Here is a 17,740-nt window from a genome sequence, read left to right on the forward strand (position 1 = left end):
AAGCGTGTTCTTCTCTCACTTGGTGGCCGGCGTAGCTGGCCAGGAAGGGGATCCGGGGTTCATGCCCCCATGCTCCGGGTCCCCTTCTGCCGCCGCAAATGAGACCGTCAGCCGTCGATCGGTCTATTGTGGCGGCCAATACATCGCGAAGGGCTATGATGTGGTATTCCTAAGGAGTGCGGCGGATGCACATGGCGATGGTGATTGGCGGCGGGCTCGTTCTGCTCGCCTTGTTTCTGTTGTTCGGCTGGCTGTGGGGCGGCAATGGGCAGGCGCTGGAGAAGGCGGCGGGGATGTTCATTCCGGCTTGGCTTCTCATGTCCCTGATCAATATGTGGGTTGGCGTGACCAGGGCTGGCTATTCCGTGCGCGAGGAATTGCCAATACTCCTTGTTGTCTTCGCGATACCCGCGGCAGTCGCGGGGATCGCGATCTGGCGCCTTGCGCGCTGAAGGAGGCGACATGATCGACAGGACGCGCCAACCCCATTCCCTTCTGCGCCACCGCGATGGCCACCATGCGCGCGTGACTTTTGAAGAGCTTTTCTTTGATCTGGTCTATGTTTTCGCGATTACTCAGCTCAGCCACAAGTTGCTCCACAGTCTTACCGTACCCGGCATTATCGAGACCATCATCCTCTGGTTCGCGGTTTGGCTCGGCTGGCAATACACGTGCTGGGTCACCAATTGGTTCGACCCTGAAACGCCGCGAATCCGCTCCCTGCTTTTCGGAGTGATGCTGGCCGCGCTTGTGATGGCTTCTGCTATCCCTGAGGCGTTCGGTGAACGCGCCATTATTTTCGTGCTCGCCTATGTCGCGATCCAGCTGGGGCGGACGGCCTATATTGTCTGGGAGTTGGGGCCTGCGCATCCGCTCGCTGCCAACTACAGACGAATGCTCGGTTGGCTCGCGATTTCCGCACTATTCTGGATTGCGGGCGCCTTCGCCGAGCCGTGGACGCGGGCAGCACTATGGGCGCTTGCGGTTGCCTGCGAGTATATTTCGCCGATGTTCGGCTTCGCCCTCCCAGGGCTTGGCCGCTCACGCACGAGCGACTGGACGATCGAAGGCGGCCATCTTGCGGAGCGTTGCCAGCTCTTCGTGATCGTGGCCCTGGGCGAAACGTTGCTCGCCACAGGGGCCACCATGGCCGGCACCGAAAGCTGGAGCATCGCGGTTCTCTCGGCAATGCTCGCCACCTTCCTTGGCACCCTGGCGATGTGGTGGCTTTATTTCGGCACATCCAGCAAGGACGCGACCCATACGATCACCCGATCGAGCGATCCCGGCCGGATTGGCGCGTACTTCCACTATGTCCATGCCATCCTGATCGCGGGGATCATCACCACGGCTGTCGGCAATGACCTGGTGCTCGCCCATCCGGATGACCCGGTGAAGGTTGCCTATGCGCTGATCTTGTCAGCCGGTCCGATCATCTATCTGCTCGGGAGTGCCGTCTACAAAAAGGTAGTCTATGGCATCTTGCCGATGTCCCATCTGGCGGGAATCGTTTTTCTCCTGTTGCTCCTACCGATTGCCCCTCTCGTCGATCTGCTCGCGATGGGCTGGTTGACGACGATCATCATGCTCGCTGTCTGTCTCTGGGAGGGAAGAGTATTGCGCAATCGCCGCGATGAAGTCATCCCGGTCTCCGCAGTCCATTGAGGGCTTACACGACATGTGGTCTGAGACGGCTTTAGCCGGCCGCGGAGCCCGCCAAGGCAGCCTTGAACGCCCTGTGGAGGTCGTCCAGTTCTGGCGGGCGGCGGAGGACAAGTGGTTTGTGAAGGACAAGCGCTTCGACAGCGCCTTTCGTGACCGTTGTCTCGACCTGCATATGGCTGTCGCGGCGCGCCGCCACGATCGGTGGATGGAGACACCGGAGGGCGCCCTCGCGCTCCTCATCCTCACGGACCAGTTTCCGCGCAATGCATTTCGCGGCACCGGGCATATGTATGCCACCGATCCCCTCGCGCGCCTCTACGCCCGGCAGTCGCAGGCGCTTGGGCATATGGAGCGTGTGGAGCCGGCGTTGCGGCTCTTCTTCTGCCTGCCATTCTCGCATTCGGAGGACGAGGCGGACCAGGATATCGCGGTATCGCTGAACAGGCAGCTCGGGCAGCCCTGGCTGGAGCACGCGGAAGGGCATCGCGACATCATCCGGCGTTTCGGGCGATTTCCCCATCGCAACCCCATGCTGGGGCGCGAGACGACGCGGGAAGAGGCGGCATTCCTGAACGCCGGCGGTTTCAGGGGGTAGGGCGTTGCCCCCTTTTCTCGGGGCGGATCGGCGGCGGGAGTGCGGGCCTGTTGCCGCCCATCGCGCGGACGGGGCTGGCAGGCTTGTCGCGATCAAGGTCCCGAGCTGGAGGTCGGCGCGTTCAATTCCTTTTAAGCCAATCCTGCTATCTCCTTGTTGTCGCGATGCGCATTGCCTCGGGTGTCTGTTTCTCACCTGCCTAGGGGATGCTCAGAGTTAGCGACGCGTATCGATGGGGTATGGATGGCGATGCGTTTGAGTGCTGCCCTCGTTCTGATCTGCGGTACCGTTCTCCATGGCGCTCCGGCGCTCGCGGCGCCGGAGGCCGGCACGGATCGCGCTCAGGCCGTCGGCGTGGACGCCCCTCCCGCTGACAAGCCGAAAACAACGGCCGCCATAAGCGATCCGCTTCCCACGACGCGTGAGGAATGGGTCGCCGTGACACGCGCCGCGACCTTTCCGCGCGCACTGCCGAAGCAGTCCCAGGTCAGCCCCGCGATCGTGAAGCTGCAGATCATGCTCGATCGTGTGCATGCATCCCCTGGCGTGATTGACGGGCATCTCGGCAGCAACGTCGCGAAGGCCATTTCCGCTTTCCAGACCATGCGGAACCTGCCGGTCAACGGCGTCCTCAACCAGGCCATCTGGGACATCCTGGAGCGGGAGACCCCTGAGCCGCCGCTGATGGCCTATGCGATCGCGGTCGAGGATGTCGCTGGGCCATTCGTGCCGGACATGCCGAAGGACTACGGCGCGTTGGCGACACGCTATCGGCTTGCCTATCGCAATCCTGTGGAACTGCTCGCCGAGAAATTCCACATGGACGAAGACCTGTTGCGGCGCCTCAATCCCGGAGCGACGTTTGAGACGCCGGGTGAGACGATCGTCGTCGCCGACGTCCGTCAGAAAAAGGCGCGCGCCAAGGTCGCGAAACTGGTCGCGGACAAATCGACCAAGCAACTGCTCGGCTACAGCGCGACGGGCGAACTCGTCGTCGCCTATCCCGCGACGATCGGTAGCCGCGACCTTCCATCGCCCACCGGCGTGCACCTGATTGGGGCGATCGCCGTCAATCCGGAATACTGGTATCGGCCCGCGGTCAATTTCCAGCAGGGCGACAACACGAAGGCACTCCGCATCGCCCCAGGTCCGAACAACCCCGTCGGGTCGGTCTGGATCGGCCTGGACAAACCGACCTACGGCATTCACGGGACCCCGGAACCGAGCCGCATCGACAAGACGAATAGCCATGGCTGCATCAGGCTGACCAATTGGGACGTGGAGGAACTGGTCAAGCTGGTGCAGCCGGGGGTCCCCGTTGAATTCCTCGACGGCGTGGAAGTCACCAGTTCCATCCGATAATGAGGGTTCGGTTCGATTGCATCCAATCGCCTGGTCCCAGCGGTGTCATCCCCGGCCCTGTGCCGGGGATCCCGATCGGAAGGGCATAAGCCTCAGTTATCGGGATGGCCGGGACCAGCCCGGCCATGACGGGTGACGTTCGTCGCGTTGAACTGGCCGAAAAGTGCTTTAGCCAAGCGCCGTATTGTCGCCCCGCAGCACCTCGCAGAGCGCGCGGGTGACGTCGCGGGTTGACGCCTTGCCGCCAAGATCCGGTGTGTGCAGCCCGGGGTCCGCGGTGACGCGCTCGATCGCGCGCATGAGACGCGCGGCCGCCGTCGGCTCACCGAGATGGTCCAGCATCATCACCGTCGACCAGAAGGTGGCTATGGGGTTGGCGATGCCTTTGCCCATGATGTCGAAGGCTGAACCATGGATCGGCTCGAACATGGAGGGGAAACGGCGCTCCGGATTGAGATTGGCGGTCGGGGCGATGCCGATCGAGCCGGCCAGCGCCGCCGCGAGATCCGACAGGATGTCGGCGTGCAGATTTGTGGCGACGATCGTATCGAGGCTCTCCGGCTTCAGTGTCATGCGGATGGTCATCGCGTCGACCAGCATCTTGTCCCAGGTGACGTCGGGAAAGTCGCGGGCAACCTCGGCCGCGATTTCGTCCCACAGCACCATGCCGTGCCGCTGCGCGTTGGATTTCGTCACGACCGTCAGGAGCTTGCGCGGCCGCGACTGGGCCAGCGCGAAGGCATAACGCATGATGCGGGTGACGCCAGCGCGGGTGAAGATGGAGACCTCGGTGGCGATCTCCTCCGGCAGGCCGCGATGCGAGCGCCCGCCCTGGCCGGCATATTCTCCCTCGGAGTTCTCGCGTACGATGACCCAATCGAGGGCCTTGTCGTCGATGTCGCGCAAGGGCGTGCGAATGCCCGGCAGGATGCGTGTCGGTCGCACGTTCGCATATTGGTCGAACGGCTGGCAGATTGCGAGCCGAAGGCCCCAGAGAGTGACGTGGTCCGGTACATCCGGAGCGCCGACCGCGCCGAAATATATGGCGTCGCAATCGGCGATCCGCGCCAGCCCATCATCCGGCATCATACGGCCGTGCTGCTTGTAGTAGTCCGATCCCCAGTCGAAATGGTCGAAAGCGAAGGCGAAGCTGCCTTCTCGCTGGGCAAGCGTCTCGAGCACCTCTATACCGGCCGCGATGACCTCCTTGCCGACGCCGTCGCCGGGAATGACTGCGAGCCTGTAGGTTTTCATCGGGGCTTCCTCGCGATTTTCTTCAATCTTCCTGGAAGACGAAGCACGGCCCGCCACCGGGGTCAATCGCAGGTGGATCCCGGACACGAGCTTCCGTTCGTCCCGGGGATGACCGGCGCGGGTTGCCCGTGAATATCGATCAAGCCCCGGCAGCCGCGCCGCCGCTGCTGATCGACGGCGGAAGCGGGGTCACCGCCCGACTGCCTGCGCGGATCGATGAGGGCGCGGCAAAAGCTCTTGCATATCGCGGGCTATACGGCTTTGTGAGAACGATCTGATATCGGCATAACGACCACAACGCATGGCCACGAGAAGCAGGTTCCTGATGGCACCACATCGCGCAACGGGGTTCGCACGGAAGCCATGCGTGCGGGGCTCCTGACATGGCGCTCCGTCGCATGTCCTCCACCCCAACCACCTATCCGCGCGTGCGCCCATGCGGCGATACAGCCCTGACCGTCGAATTCGGCGACGCGGTCGATCCCGCTCTCAACGCCAAGGTCCTGGCGCTTGACGAGGCCCTGAAGGCACGGCCTCTCGCCGGCGTTGTCGAGACGGTGCCGACCTATCGTTCGCTGCTCGTCCATTTGGACCCGGTCGCGGCGGACCCTGCGGCGTTGGCTGAGGCGCTTCTCGCGCTCGCGGCCGACCCGCCGCCCGGTGAGGCGAGTGCGCGGCGCTGGCGCATTCCCGTCGTCTACGGCGGTGAATTCGGGGCGGATCTTGCTGATGTCGCGGCCCAGCACGGTCTCTCACAGTCGGCGCTGATCGAGGCCCATTGCGCGCCGGTCTATCGCGTCTACATGATCGGCTTCCTGCCCGGCTTCACCTATCTGGGCGGCCTCGATCCCGGGCTCGCCACATCGCGGCGGGCGGAGCCGCGTGCGCTCATCCCCGCAAGCTCGGTCATCATCGGGGGCGCGCAGGCGGCGATCAGTTCGATCGCCGGGCCGAGCGGCTGGCATCTTCTGGGGCGAACCCCCGTCCGGCCCTATCAACCCGGCCGTGATCCCGCCTTCCTGATCGCGGCGGGTGACGAGATCGTGTTCGAGCCGGTCGCGGCCGACCGTTGGCTGGCCCTCGACAAGGCCGCCGGCGCCGGCGAGCCAGTCGCGGATCTGGTGACATCGTGAGCGCTCTTATTCTGCGCGATTGCGGGCCAGCGACATCCCTTCAGGATGGCGGGCGGTTCGGCTACCAGCGCTTCGGCGTGTCCCCGGCCGGCGCGATGGACCGGTCTGGGCTCGCGGTTGCCAATGTGCTGGTCGGAAACGCCGCCGAGGTCGCCGCCATCGAGTTCATGGTGCAGGGAGGCTCACTGATCTCAGAGGGTGGGTCTGTTCACTTGGCGCTCGCCGGTGGCGGCGCGACGCTTGCCGTGGATGGCAAGCCGGTCGAGCCGCTCACCTCCGTTTTGCTGCATGACGGCGAGGTGCTGACGGTGAGTGCGTGCCGCGCCGGGCTCTATGCCTATCTGGCGGTAGCGGGTGGCTTCGATGCGGCGCCTGAACTTGGCAGCCTCTCCCTGCATCGTCGCTCGGGCATGGGCGGCCTTGTCGGCCGGCCGCTTGCAGCCGGCGACCGATTGCCCTGCGCCGTCGCGGGGCAGGCCCGGTCAAGTCGGATCACGGAGGGGCCGCCTGTCGAGGAAGGCCCGATCCGTGTTGTTCTCGGCCCGCAGGACGACTATTTCGAGCCGGCGACAATCGCTCGCTTTCTCGGGGAGAGCTATAGGGTCTCCCCACGTATCGACCGGATGGGCTATCAACTCGAGGGGCCGAAGCTCATCACCGCACGTGGCCACAATATCGTATCCGACGGCATCGTCAGCGGCCATGTGCAGGTGCCGGGGCATGGCCAGCCGATCGTGCTGATGCGCGACCGGCAGACGACGGGCGGCTACCCGAAAATCGCGACGGTGATAAGCGCCGATCTTGATCGTCTGGCGCAATCCATGCCCGGCACGGAGCTGACGTTCCGGGCGATCGGGCAGGACGAGGCGGTGCGATTGGCCCGCCAGCATCGCGCCGCCATCGCCGCGCTTGGCGACCGCCTGAAGCCCGCCCGCCCCGAGCTCGACTCGCGCCGGCTACTCGCGCTGAACCTCATCAGCGGTGTGGTCGACGGCCGATATCCTGTGGAGGACAGTTGAAAGGCGCCGTATAGACCCGTTCGGGTGATTGAGTTGTCCGAGAGGTAAGGATCTCGCGCCCACACCATCAGTATCCTCAGCTCAAATCCGACAGATAGTGCAGATCATGCGTCACGCAGATACTGAGCCGCCTTTCGACGGGGGTCTTGTCGAGGGCGAGCGCAAGTCGGTCGATCTGCAGGACAGGCCCGCCGGGGGCGATGCCGAGGATGGCGGCGTCGTCGGCGGAAGCGCCGACAGCTTTGAGCTTTTCCTGCGTATTGGCGATCGTGATGCCGTAGTGCATGGCGTAGAGACCGTAGAGATTGTTCGGCACGGCCATGCCCGCGAGATCGGGAAAGAGCGCCGCGGGAAGCGTGATCGCCTCGGCGATGACGGGCCGGTTCTCTATCGATCGAACGCGTTTGATGCGGATGACCCGGCTTCCCGGCGCAAGGGCGAACAGGGAGCGCTCGTTGGCATCGGCGCGTCCCTGAGACAGGGACAGCACCCGGCTATCGGGAAAGCTTGGCGGGCCGCTGTCGGGGACCAGCTTGAAAAACTGGAAGAGGATGCGCTCTTCATCATGGCGCGCGACGAAGGTGCCTCGGCCCTGGCGGCGTACGACGAGATTTTCGGCCGCCATCGCATCGAGCGCCTTGCGCACGGTGCCCTGGCTCACGCCGAGATCGGCCGCGAGCTGCATCTCGCTGGGCAGCGCCTCTCCGGGCGCCCAGACGCCATCGACCAGATTGCGGATGAGCCGGTCGCGGACCTGGCGGTAGAGCGGGCGAAAGCCCAGCGTTTCGATGTCGTCCTGAGGCGCTGTCATGCGTTCCCGTCGGTACCCTCGGGCAAAATGCCTCTATAAGCGGAAGTGCCCATGCAAACCGTGTGTGTCTCATCCGTCAGATGCGTTTGAAGTCACCGCTGACATCATTGCTCGCGACTCCTTCGTCCAGACAGCTATCTTATATCAAATATCAGACGAAAGAGAGGGCGCTGTCCCGTTTCCGGCACGGGCATTTACGGCTGGTGCCGGCTCTGCCTCGGGCAGACGCTTGCGCGGCGAGGCTTTCGCGGGCAACTTTGGTTCTTCCTAAACCGGACGTTCCGCGTTGTCCCGCCTGCCTCCTAAGGCTCTATGGCCGACGCGAGCAATCCTCGTGTTATATAAGATATCTGTTATATTATCAGTTGGGCCCCGTGGCTGCGTATCGAACCCGTGGCGCCTGAACACCATTGTTCCTCGTCGGAAGCCAGCGTCAGTCTGGTCGACGAACCGTGCGTATCGACGCCGGACATATTGCAACGCCAACAAACGGCGGGAGGAATTTATCGATGCGAATATTGATGCAGGTCATTGGGGCCGGCCTAATGGCGGTGGTGACGGCGAGTGGCGCGGTCCAGGCGCAATCCTATCCCTCACGAGCGATAACGCTGGTCGTTCCCTTCGCGGCGGGAGGGCCTAGCGATGCGATCGCGCGCCTCGTCGGCCAATCAATGTCGGAAACGCTCGGGCAGCAGGTCGTGATCGAGAATGTCGCCGGAGCCGGCGGCACCTCGGGCGCCGCGCGGGTCGCCAAGGCGGATCCCGATGGTTATACGCTTCTCATCCACCATGTCGCGCTCGCGGCCGGCGCCTCGCTTTATCCCAAGCTCACCTATGACACGGCAACGGCCTTCGCGCCGGTCGGACTTGTCAATTCCGGGCCGATGGTCCTGATGTCGAAAAAAGACTATCCGGCGACCGATGCGGCGGCCCTCACAGCCAAATTGAAGGCGGACGGGTTGAAGGCGACGCTCGCCCACGCCGGCGTCGGATCGAACTCCCATCTGTGCACGCTGCTTTTGCAGAAGGCACTGGGCGTGACATTCACACAGGTTGCCTATCGCGGCACCGGCCCCGCCATGAACGACCTGATGAGCGGGCAGGTCGATGTGCTCTGCGACCAGTCGACGACCGCTGTCCCGCAGATCGACGGCAATACCGTCAAAGGTTTCGCGGTGACGTCGAAGGAACGGCTTCCCGTGCTCAAGGATTTGCCGACATTGCAGGAGACCGGGCTCAAGGATTTCGCTTTCACCATCTGGCATGGGTTATATGCCCCCGCGGGGACCCCGCCCGACGTCGTGACCAAGCTCAACGCGGCGCTCCTGAAGGCGCTGGACGACAAGACCGTGCAGACTCGCTTCGCGGAAGTCGGCACGCAGCTGTTCCCGGCGGCGGAGCGCACACCGGCGGCCCATCAGGCCCAATTCGCCAAGGAGATCGCGACCTGGCGCGCTGTCATCGGTGAGACTGAAGTGAAGAACTGAACCAGAACAATCCGGGCACGCAGGCCCCTGGTCCCGGCGTGCCCGTCCGCCTTGTGTCTCTAAGTCACTCGCGCCGCAATGATCCCTCCCCTCCGGGGAGGGTGGCGCCGCAGGCGCCGGGTGGGGCCAGCTGACTTTGATCCGACCGAAGGGCAGGAACTGCTGCCGGCTTGAGGGTTCGTTCTCCAGCGTATCCCCACCGACCTCGCTGACGCGAGGCCACCCTCCCCTAGGGGAGGGATCAACGCGACAGCTCTGTCGTGTCATCAAGCCAGTTGAATCTGCGCGCCGATGACATGACACGGAGGGTTCCTTGGCCCTGTCGGACTGCCGGTTGGCTAAAGCCCCAGGATCTCGGCAAGGAGGCCGTCGGCGACCGTCAGGCCGTCCTTTTCAGCCTTGGCGCGGAGGGTGAGGCGGCGGGCACCCGGCAACCGGGTACCGTCCTGCGCGGTGATCGCTTCAGCGAGCACGGCGAAACGCGCCATGGCGTTCGGCCCTCCGAGGCGGGTGGGATCGAGCGCGAGGATCAGTTGCCCGGTGTCTGGTGGAGGCCCCTCGGCATCGAGAAAAGAGGAGGCCTCGGCGGCATAATGGGCTCCGGTGAGGCCGGCGGCCAGCAACTCCACCATCAGCGCGAGCGCCGTGCCCTTGGCATCGCCGAGCGGCAGCATCGTGCCCTTGAGCGCCGCGTCCGGATCGGTCGTCGGCTGCCCGGACGCGTCGAGCGCCCAGCCGGCGGGGATGGCCTCGCCCTTCTGTTTGGCCGCGAGAATATTACCGCGCGCCACCTTTGATACGGAGAGATCGACGACGATCGGGGCGGCGTTCTCGAGCGGGCAGGCGAAGGCTATGGGATTGGTGCCGAAGACCGCGCGGGAACCGCCCCAGGGCGCGATGGCGGCCGGCGTGTTGGCGAAGATGAGGGCGACAAGCCCGGCTTCCGCCAGTTTCTCGACGGCGTGGCCGGCGGCACCGCAATGGTGCGAGCGGCGGATGGGCGCGACGGCGACGCCCTCGCCCCGCGCGACGGCGGGCAGCGCGTCGCGCGCGGCGTCAAGGGCGGGGTAGGCGAAGCCGTGGGCGGCATCGACGGCGACTACGGCGGGAGCCGGCCGCGTGACGGCGGGACGGGCAAAGCCATCCACCTTGCCGACCTTGGCCTGGGCTGCATAGCTTGGTACGCGCGACAGCCCATGGCCTTTCAATCCGTCCGCCTCGGCGGCGACCAGAGCGCGGGCGACGCTCGCGGCATTGGCCCCGTTGACGCGGGAGCGGACAAGCGCCGCGGCGACGAGATCCCGCGCTTCCGCGAGTGACAGGACAGGCATGGCGTACCTTTTGGCTGGCTTTATGCCGCGGTGAGATGGCGGCGGATATTGTCCACCGTCACCCACGAGACACGAACATTCGATTCCACCGTCACCCCGGCGATATGGGGCGTCAAGATGAGGTTCGGGGTGCCCGCGAATATTGAGCCGTGATCGGCCGTGAGCGGTTCTTCCGCGAAGACGTCGAGCGCCGCGCCGCCGAGATGGCCGGCGCGGAGCGCGGCGGCTATGGCACCTTCATCCACCACCCCGCCCCGTGCCGCATTGATGACGAGGGCACCCTTCTTCATCAGGGCGATGGCGTTCCCGTCGATCAGTCCATGCGTTTCATCGGTCAGTGGCACGTGCAGCGACACCACGTCCGCCTGCGCCAGAAGCGCATTCAGGGGCTGCGCCTCGACAGGCCCCCAGGGTTGCTTCCAGGCTTCGGCGGACGGCGGCAGATAGGGATCATAAGCGGCGATCGTCATGCCGAGCGCGGCCGCGCGCTTCGCGGTTTCCCGGGCAATCGCGCCGAAGCCGACGAGGCCGAGCCGCTTGCCAGCTATCTCGCGGCCGATGAGGGCATTGCGCGGCCATGCCCCGGACGCGACCTCGGCGCTGGCGCCATAAGCGCCCCGCAGAAGCAGCATCGCCGTGGCGATCACATATTCCGCAACCGACACGTCGTTGGCGCCGGAAGCCGGATAGACGGCGATGCGGCGTGCCTTGCAAGCCGCCACGTCGATATTGTCGAGGCCGACGCCAAGCCGGCCGACAGCCTTGAGATTGCGCGCGGCGTCGAGCAGGGCGCCACGCACCTGTGTGCGGTTGCGGACGATGAGCGCGTCAGCCTGGCCGAGGACGACCGCCAGATCGTCCGGACGGTCGACGAGACTGGGATCGTAAAGGACCTCGAACCCCTCGAGGCCACTGCGGATAGCCTCTTCATCCATGAATTCGCTGATCACGATCATCGGCTCGGCCTCGATATGTCCATAGCTGAGTCCGGCTGGCGCCGAGCTCAGTCCGATGTTCTAGGACTGATCCAAAACCGGATCAGGCGCTCCGATAGAGCTTCGTCATCACGAATTCGCGGTGGCCGAGGGATTCGGCTGCGGTGAGCCGGCCGTTGGCCGTGCGCTGGATCATGCTGATCAGGGCATCGCCGGCGCTATCCAGTGTCTGGTCGCGACGGAGGATGCCGGTCACGTCAAGGTCGATATGCTCGGACATGGTGCGCATGGTCTTCGGATTTCCGGTGATCTTGATGACCGGCAGGATCGGATTGCCGATCACATTGCCCTGGCCCGTCGGGAAGGTATGAACGACATAGCCGCCCGCCGCCATGAGCGTGACGCATTCAGCGGCCGCTGACGACGTGTCCATGTAGTAGAGGCCAGGGCCCTTCGCGGGCGCCTCGGCCGGCTCGAGGATATCGATGAACTTCGAATTGCGGCCGATCTTTTCAAGATTGCCGAGCGCCTTTTCCTCGATGGTCGTCAGCCCGCCGGCGATATTGCCCTTGGTCGGCTGGCTGTCGGAGAGGTCATCGGTCTTGTGCGCCTCGATCACGTCGTCCTGATAGGCCTTCCACATCTTGTACCAGCGTTCGCCAAGCTCGGGCGTCGCGGCGCGCGCCTTGCAGAGATGCTCGGCGCCGGTGATTTCGGAGGTCTCTCCGAAAACGCCATAGATGCCGTTCGGGATCAGCTTGTCATACATGTTGCCGACGGTGGGGCAGGACGACAGGCCGGTCGTGGTATCGGATTCCCCGCATTTGGTGGAAACCCAGAGCTCGTTGATGGGAAATTCCTCCCGCTGCAGCTCGGTCGCCCATTGCAGATATTGCTTGGCGACATAAGAGGCGCGTGCGATCGTCGCGATGTCGCCATGACCCTCGATGCCGAAGCCCGTCACGGGCTTGCCGGTCTTGGCGATGCCGTCGACCACCCTTTTGGTCCAGCCCTCCTCGATGCCGATGACGACCACAGCCGCGACGTTCGGATTGGAGCCAACGCCGATCAGTGTGCGGAAGAAGACATCGAGGTCCTCGCCGAATTGCAGGCGGCCGTAGGCATGCGGCAGCGCCATCGTACCCTTGATCGCGTTGGCGACCGCCTCGCAGGCGGCATTGGAGAGATCATCCAGCGGCAGGATGACGACGTGGTTGCGCACGCCGACGCGCCCGTTTTCGCGTTTCCAGCCATGGAAGGTCAGCTTGCTGTAGTCGCCGTTGGCAAACAGGGCTTTTGTCTGGGCGGTTGAAGCGGCGATCGCGGCTTCCGAATTGCTCTGCATGGCCTTTGTTCCTCACCAGCGCTTTGTCTTGACGTTATGGACGTGCAGGTGTTCGCCCTTGCCGATGTTGGCGATGGCCTTGCCGATGTCCTCGCCGTATTTGAGAATGGTATCGCCGGCCCGGATGTCCTTGAGGGCGACCTTGTGGCCGATCGGCACGTCATGGGCCGCCGTGAGGGTGAAGGTCGTGTCGTTCTCCGTGATCAGGCACAGCATTTCAGTGCCGGCCTTCAGATCTTCGACGACCACAACCCCACAGCTGTCCTGGGGCGTGTGAACGAGGCATTGCGGAATGCTCATGGGTCTGTCCCAACTCCCTGTCGTGATTGTGCCGGCCTTGGAGCCCCGGTGACTTGGAGTCCGGGAAAGGAACCGGCCGCAATCAGCTTTTTTCCAGTCGTTCCCGCGCCGGCCAAGGCCTGGCTCTCAGGTCTGGCTGAGCGATCAACATTTCGCCCAGCCGGCACCCCGGCCACCAGACGGGCCGTATTCATATCTTATATAAGACATAAGATCTTCAGCCGAGTCAACCGTCTGCCTGATTAGGGACCTAGACCCGACGCGGGCCGCGTCGGCTGAGTCTTCTTGATCAGGATCAGGACGGGAGGGGTTGTTTCCGTTTATTTAAACGCATGATCGCAACGGCGGTGGGCTCTACCGCGTTGATTATTTGACTATATGTACAGGGTCGGCCGCACAGGCCCTTTCCGACGAGGAGGTTGACATGGTCGAGCTACCCGCGAATTTCCGCAGGATCAGGTTGGAACTGGCGCGCGAACCGGGCCATCCCGTTGGAAGCCCGCTCGACGGCTACGAATTCGCGGCCCCGCTCATGCCCGATGGACACATCGATGCCGCGACGTGGAAAAAGCACGCGGAGCATTGCCGGGTCCGGCGTTTTCGCGCGCATGAAACGGATCAGCATGGTCGTCTCGCTCGCAAACCAGGCGGTAGCTGGTATTTCGACTATGACCGCGGCAGCGACGCTGATGACGAATCCGGCTTCCGCTTCAACAAGGAAAGCTTCCAGCCAGGAGAGTATGTCTCGATCCGCGATGACGAGCACATGCATACTTATCAGATTGTTTCGGTGGAACCGCTTTGACAGGTCAGGCTACGCCGGCTGCCTGGGTGGACATTCGCGTCAGGCCGCCCAATCTATGAAGATCTGGCGGATCATCGGATAACAACGCGACAGCTGTGAAGATGGACAAATCAAGCGTGCCGGCAACGGCGAGCCAAGATCACCATCATCCAAAGGGTGAAGGCCTCGAGAAGATGCGAGAGCAGCATCACGGACACAATCACGGCCGTGATGAACAGCATCATGGTGAGCCACCGATGACAGCTGCGCATGATGGGCATCACGACGGGCACGGGCATGAACACGCGCATGGGCATGGCGGTCACGAATGTGGCCACGAAGCCGCGAAGGAGACGGCTTGCCACGCACAAGTCGTCAATAAGACCGCAGGCCACGCGAGCCACCACCACGACCATGGAGCGCGCGCGCCGGGCGTGACCGCGCCCGTGCCACCGGGAACGATTTACACCTGCCCGATGCATCCGGAGATCAGACGCGCGGAGCCGGGCAGTTGTCCTATCTGCGGCATGGCGCTGGAGCCGATCGTCGCGACGGCGGAGGCAGGGCCAAGTCCTGAACTCCAGGACATGACGCGCCGGTTCTGGGCTGGTCTGGTGCTGGCTTTGCCGGTCTTCATTCTGGAGATGGGCGGCCATCTCCTGCCCGCCATCCATCACCTCGTGCCACCTGCCGTCTCCATCTGGGTGCAGTTCGCGCTCGCGACGCCCGTGGTGCTTTGGGCCGGTTGGCCTTTTTTCGTGCGGGGCTGGCAATCCCTCGTCAATCGCAGCTTGAACATGTTCACGCTGATCGCCATGGGCACTGGCGTGGCCTGGGCCTACAGTGTGGTTGCCACATTGGCGCCTGGCCTCTTTCCCGCTGCATTCAGGAGCATGGACGGCACCGTCGCCGTTTATTTCGAGGCGGCCGCCGTCATCACCGTGCTCGTGCTGCTGGGGCAGGTGCTGGAGCTCAGGGCCCGCGAGCAGACGTCCGGCGCCATCAAGGCCTTGCTCGACCTCGCGCCGAAGACGGCGCGGCGTATCGAGGCGGATGGCCGGGAGGCGGAAGTGGCACTCGATTCCGTCGCGGTCGGCGACAAGCTCCGCGTGCGGCCAGGGGAGAAGGTACCCGTCGACGGCGTTGTCGAGGACGGGCGCTCGTCCCTCGATGAAGCCATGGTGACGGGCGAATCCATGCCAGTCACCAAGACTGTGGGTGACAAAGTGACTGGCGGCACGCTCAACCAGACCGGCGCGCTGGTGATCCGTGCAGAGAAGGTCGGCAGCGAGACGATGCTCGCGCGCATTGTCCAGATGGTTGCGGATGCCCAGCGCTCGCGTGCGCCGATCCAGCGCCTCGCCGACACGGTATCGGGATGGTTCGTGCCGCTCGTCATCGGGATCGCGGTTCTTGCATTTATCTCCTGGGGAATATGGGGGCCGGAGCCTCGCTTCGCCCATGGGCTGGTGGCGGCTGTCGCCGTGCTGATCGTCGCCTGTCCCTGTGCGCTGGGCCTAGCCACGCCGATGTCGATCATGGTGGGTGTCGGCAAGGGCGCGGGCCTTGGCGTTCTCATCAAGAATGCCGAGGCGCTCGAACGCATGGAGAAGGTGGATACCCTTGTCATCGACAAGACAGGGACGCTGACTGAGGGCAAGCCGTCGGTGACCGCCGTCGTTCCGGCCGATGGGTGGACCGAGGACGAGATCCTCCGTCTGGCGGCCGGCGTCGAGCGCGCGGCCGAGCATCCGCTGGCGGCCGCCATCGTTGCGGCGGCGGAGAGCCGCGCCATGGCCGTTCCGGATGTCGCCAATTTCGATTCACCAACGGGAAAGGGCGCGCTGGGCACCGTCGAGGGCAAGGCTGTCGTACTCGGCAACGCGTCCTTTCTGGCGGACCATGGTGTTGTCGTAGATGAGATCGCAGAAAGGGCGGACGCACTCCGCACGGAAGGGGCAACAGCCATCTTCATCGGCGTCGATGCAAAGGTTGCCGGCATCTTCGCGATCGCTGATCCGATCAAGGCAACGACCCCGGCCGCGCTTGAGGCGCTGCGCAAGGACGGTATCCGCGTCGTCATGCTGACCGGTGACAACCTGACGACCGCCAACGCGGTCGCCCGCCGCCTCGGCATCGACGACGTCGAAGCGGACGTGCTGCCAGACGCCAAAAGCGCCGTCGTCGAGAAGCTCAAACGGGAGGGCAGGGTGGTCGCCATGGCCGGTGACGGCGTGAATGACGCGCCGGCGCTCGCCGCGGCGGATGTCGGTATCGCGATGGGTTCTGGCACCGATGTTGCCATAGAAAGCGCCGGTGTGACGTTGTTGAAGGGGGATCTCACCGGCATCGTCCGCGCCCGGCGCCTCTCCCAGGCGACGATGGCCAATATCCGGCAGAACCTGTTCTTCGCCTTCATCTACAACGCGGCAGGCGTGCCTATCGCCGCTGGTGTCCTCTATCCGCTGTTCGGGATCCTCATGTCGCCCGTCATCGCGGCCGCGGCAATGGCGCTTTCATCCGTCAGTGTCATCGCCAACGCATTGCGCCTGCGCGTCACCGCGATCTGACAGGGCGGGACGGTCGGAGCGCCCTCGGCCGCATCGGCGCCAAATCGGTGTCAACGCAGGCCAGCCCTGCGTCCGGCGGCGGTTGTCCCATACCGGCATTGCACTAGAGTTTGGCCGTTCGTCCCGTCAAGCCATAGCATGATCGATCCCGCCGTGCGTGATCACCGACCCGAAAGCCGGGTGGCATGGTTGCCTGGCCGGGCGTGGATCGATGGTGAGGTTCGGCGTGTTCAGTTTGTCGCTCTTGTGGATTCCCGCAACGCTGATTGCGGCTTTGACCCAGACCGCGCGTAATGCCATGCAGCGCAGCCTCACCGGCGCGCTCGGCACCGTCGGAGCGACACAGGTCCGTTTCCTCTATGGACTGCCCTTTTCGCTTCTCTTCCTCGGGCTTGTTCTCGCCGTCGGCGGCGAGAGCCTGCCCCAGGTTGGCCGGCAAGCCTTGCTGTTCACGGCCATGGGGGCGGTTTCACAGATCCTCGCCACGGCCTTGATGCTGGTGACGATGAAGGAGCGCTCCTTTTCCGTCACCATCGCGCTGCTCAAGACCGAGCCTATCCTGGTGGCGCTCGCGGGCATGGTTATCCTGGGGGATATCCCGACGACGTGGGCGGCGGCGGGCATTGTCATCGCGACGGCCGGGGTTGTCCTTTTGTCCGTAAAGCCGGGATCGGCGGCGAGCTGGCTCAGCGGCCGGTCGGTGGCGATGGGCGTCATTGCCGGAGGGCTCTTCGCCCTCTCGGCCATCGGCTTTCGCGGGGCGATCATCGATCTGCCGTCGGGCTCCTTCGTGGTCCGCGCGACGACGATCCTCGCGCTCAGCCTGTTCCTGCAATCGGTGATCCTTGTCGTCTGGATGCTGGCGTTCAACCGGCCGCAGCTCCTGGCGACGCTGCGGGCGTGGCGCGTGTCGATCCTCGCCGGCCTGACGGGGGCGTTCGCTTCACAGTTCTGGTTCATCGGCTTTTCGCTGACGAGCGCCGCGAATGTCCGCACCCTGGCGCTGGTCGAGGTGCTGTTCGCCCAGGCCGTGTCCCATCGTCTGATGGCCCAGGACACCAGCCGGCGGGACATCGCCGGCATGGTTCTGATCGTGGTGGGTGTCGGCCTGCTGTTGCTCAACACCCATTAGATTTTAGAGCCCGCGGG

17 protein-coding genes are annotated in these 17,740 nt (G+C 64.3%); 10 read left to right on the top strand and 7 right to left on the bottom strand.

Annotated elements, in window-relative coordinates; translation table 11 throughout:
• Positions 1 to 191: 191 nt before the first annotated feature.
• The 4 genes from KIO74_RS28770 (at position 192) to KIO74_RS28785 (ending at position 3,622) form a co-directional block, all read left to right on the top strand.
• Entirely contained in the window at positions 192 to 452 is a 261-nt protein-coding gene (locus KIO74_RS28770) for a hypothetical protein (RefSeq protein ID WP_249731514.1), read from the top strand.
• A gap of 10 nt (positions 453 to 462) precedes the next feature.
• Positions 463 to 1,665 (top strand): low temperature requirement protein A, encoded by a 1,203-nt coding sequence (locus KIO74_RS28775; protein ID WP_213338817.1) that lies wholly within the window; start codon positions 463 to 465, stop codon positions 1,663 to 1,665.
• Between the two features lie 13 nt (positions 1,666 to 1,678).
• Positions 1,679 to 2,260, top strand: coding sequence for a DUF924 family protein (locus tag KIO74_RS28780; RefSeq protein ID WP_213338822.1), 582 nt, complete (start codon positions 1,679 to 1,681; stop codon positions 2,258 to 2,260).
• Between the two features lie 243 nt (positions 2,261 to 2,503).
• Positions 2,504 to 3,622: a L,D-transpeptidase family protein gene (locus KIO74_RS28785; RefSeq protein ID WP_213338823.1), complete on the top strand. Its 1,119-nt coding sequence runs from the start codon at positions 2,504 to 2,506 to the stop codon at positions 3,620 to 3,622.
• Positions 3,623 to 3,790: 168 nt separating this feature from the next.
• On the opposite strand, the gene KIO74_RS28790 is transcribed toward KIO74_RS28785, so the two are convergent.
• Positions 3,791 to 4,876 (bottom strand): tartrate dehydrogenase, encoded by a 1,086-nt coding sequence (locus KIO74_RS28790; RefSeq protein WP_213338825.1) that lies wholly within the window; start codon positions 4,874 to 4,876, stop codon positions 3,791 to 3,793.
• Between the two features lie 398 nt (positions 4,877 to 5,274).
• Between KIO74_RS28790 and pxpB the strand changes: the two genes are divergently transcribed.
• Complete coding sequence (gene pxpB, locus KIO74_RS28795; protein ID WP_249731515.1) at positions 5,275 to 6,009, top strand: 5-oxoprolinase subunit PxpB; 735 nt, start codon at positions 5,275 to 5,277, stop codon at positions 6,007 to 6,009.
• A complete protein-coding gene (locus KIO74_RS28800) occupies positions 6,006 to 7,028 on the top strand; it encodes a 5-oxoprolinase subunit C family protein (RefSeq protein WP_291978340.1) in 1,023 nt (340 codons plus the stop codon). The genes pxpB and KIO74_RS28800 overlap by 4 nt, the downstream gene beginning before the upstream one ends.
• A gap of 76 nt (positions 7,029 to 7,104) precedes the next feature.
• Here the strand turns inward: KIO74_RS28800 and KIO74_RS28805 are convergent, their stop codons facing one another.
• Positions 7,105 to 7,839: a GntR family transcriptional regulator gene (locus tag KIO74_RS28805; RefSeq protein ID WP_213338834.1), complete on the bottom strand. Its 735-nt coding sequence runs from the start codon at positions 7,837 to 7,839 to the stop codon at positions 7,105 to 7,107.
• A gap of 509 nt (positions 7,840 to 8,348) precedes the next feature.
• Here KIO74_RS28805 and KIO74_RS28810 point away from each other — a divergent pair.
• Positions 8,349 to 9,326 (top strand): tripartite tricarboxylate transporter substrate-binding protein, encoded by a 978-nt coding sequence (locus KIO74_RS28810; protein WP_213338837.1) that lies wholly within the window; start codon positions 8,349 to 8,351, stop codon positions 9,324 to 9,326.
• A gap of 338 nt (positions 9,327 to 9,664) precedes the next feature.
• On the opposite strand, the gene KIO74_RS28815 is transcribed toward KIO74_RS28810, so the two are convergent.
• From KIO74_RS28815 to KIO74_RS28830, 4 genes are all read right to left on the bottom strand, one after another.
• Entirely contained in the window at positions 9,665 to 10,657 is a 993-nt protein-coding gene (locus KIO74_RS28815; protein ID WP_213338838.1) for an Ldh family oxidoreductase, read from the bottom strand.
• A 20-nt stretch (positions 10,658 to 10,677) separates the two neighbouring features.
• The gene (locus tag KIO74_RS28820; RefSeq protein ID WP_213338840.1) at positions 10,678 to 11,613 is read right to left on the bottom strand and encodes a hydroxyacid dehydrogenase; all 936 of its coding nucleotides are present in this window, start codon (positions 11,611 to 11,613) and stop codon (positions 10,678 to 10,680) included.
• A gap of 82 nt (positions 11,614 to 11,695) precedes the next feature.
• Entirely contained in the window at positions 11,696 to 12,937 is a 1,242-nt protein-coding gene (locus tag KIO74_RS28825; RefSeq protein ID WP_213338842.1) for a UxaA family hydrolase, read from the bottom strand.
• Positions 12,938 to 12,949: 12 nt separating this feature from the next.
• Entirely contained in the window at positions 12,950 to 13,237 is a 288-nt protein-coding gene (locus KIO74_RS28830; RefSeq protein ID WP_213338847.1) for a UxaA family hydrolase, read from the bottom strand.
• Positions 13,238 to 13,661: 424 nt separating this feature from the next.
• Between KIO74_RS28830 and KIO74_RS28835 the strand changes: the two genes are divergently transcribed.
• Positions 13,662 to 14,042, top strand: a complete 381-nt coding sequence (locus tag KIO74_RS28835) for a hypothetical protein (RefSeq protein ID WP_213338848.1) — start codon at positions 13,662 to 13,664, stop codon at positions 14,040 to 14,042.
• A 110-nt stretch (positions 14,043 to 14,152) separates the two neighbouring features.
• Here the strand turns inward: KIO74_RS28835 and KIO74_RS28840 are convergent, their stop codons facing one another.
• On the bottom strand, positions 14,153 to 14,386 hold the full coding sequence (locus KIO74_RS28840; RefSeq protein ID WP_213339360.1) for a hypothetical protein: 234 nt from the start codon (positions 14,384 to 14,386) through the stop codon (positions 14,153 to 14,155).
• A 111-nt stretch (positions 14,387 to 14,497) separates the two neighbouring features.
• On the opposite strand from KIO74_RS28840, the gene KIO74_RS28845 reads away from it, so the two are divergent.
• Both KIO74_RS28845 and KIO74_RS28850 read left to right on the top strand, forming a co-directional pair.
• Positions 14,498 to 16,591 (top strand): copper-transporting P-type ATPase, encoded by a 2,094-nt coding sequence (locus tag KIO74_RS28845; protein WP_502762137.1) that lies wholly within the window; start codon positions 14,498 to 14,500, stop codon positions 16,589 to 16,591.
• A 226-nt stretch (positions 16,592 to 16,817) separates the two neighbouring features.
• A complete protein-coding gene (locus KIO74_RS28850; protein WP_213338850.1) occupies positions 16,818 to 17,723 on the top strand; it encodes a DMT family transporter in 906 nt (301 codons plus the stop codon).
• Positions 17,724 to 17,740 lie beyond the last annotated feature (17 nt).

It is taken from the genome of Chelatococcus sp. HY11 (assembly GCF_018398335.1).
GTDB lineage: Bacteria > Pseudomonadota > Alphaproteobacteria > Rhizobiales > Beijerinckiaceae > Chelatococcus.

What these genes read in the sequence shown, in the direction of transcription:
- KIO74_RS28770 (WP_249731514.1), top strand. Translation starts at nt 192, where the DNA reads ATGGCGATGGTGATTGGCGGCGGGCTCGTTCTGCTCGCCTTGTTTCTG.
- KIO74_RS28775 (WP_213338817.1), top strand. Translation starts at nt 463, where the DNA reads ATGATCGACAGGACGCGCCAACCCCATTCCCTTCTGCGCCACCGCGAT.
- KIO74_RS28780 (WP_213338822.1), top strand. Translation starts at nt 1,679, where the DNA reads ATGTGGTCTGAGACGGCTTTAGCCGGCCGCGGAGCCCGCCAAGGCAGC.
- KIO74_RS28785 (WP_213338823.1), top strand. Translation starts at nt 2,504, where the DNA reads ATGGCGATGCGTTTGAGTGCTGCCCTCGTTCTGATCTGCGGTACCGTT.
- KIO74_RS28790 (WP_213338825.1), bottom strand. Translation starts at nt 4,876, where the DNA reads ATGAAAACCTACAGGCTCGCAGTCATTCCCGGCGACGGCGTCGGCAAG.
- pxpB (WP_249731515.1), top strand. Translation starts at nt 5,275, where the DNA reads ATGTCCTCCACCCCAACCACCTATCCGCGCGTGCGCCCATGCGGCGAT.
- KIO74_RS28805 (WP_213338834.1), bottom strand. Translation starts at nt 7,839, where the DNA reads ATGACAGCGCCTCAGGACGACATCGAAACGCTGGGCTTTCGCCCGCTC.
- KIO74_RS28810 (WP_213338837.1), top strand. Translation starts at nt 8,349, where the DNA reads ATGCGAATATTGATGCAGGTCATTGGGGCCGGCCTAATGGCGGTGGTG.
- KIO74_RS28815 (WP_213338838.1), bottom strand. Translation starts at nt 10,657, where the DNA reads ATGCCTGTCCTGTCACTCGCGGAAGCGCGGGATCTCGTCGCCGCGGCG.
- KIO74_RS28820 (WP_213338840.1), bottom strand. Translation starts at nt 11,613, where the DNA reads ATGATCGTGATCAGCGAATTCATGGATGAAGAGGCTATCCGCAGTGGC.
- KIO74_RS28825 (WP_213338842.1), bottom strand. Translation starts at nt 12,937, where the DNA reads ATGCAGAGCAATTCGGAAGCCGCGATCGCCGCTTCAACCGCCCAGACA.
- KIO74_RS28830 (WP_213338847.1), bottom strand. Translation starts at nt 13,237, where the DNA reads ATGAGCATTCCGCAATGCCTCGTTCACACGCCCCAGGACAGCTGTGGG.
- KIO74_RS28835 (WP_213338848.1), top strand. Translation starts at nt 13,662, where the DNA reads ATGGTCGAGCTACCCGCGAATTTCCGCAGGATCAGGTTGGAACTGGCG.
- KIO74_RS28845 (WP_502762137.1), top strand. Translation starts at nt 14,498, where the DNA reads ATGCATCCGGAGATCAGACGCGCGGAGCCGGGCAGTTGTCCTATCTGC.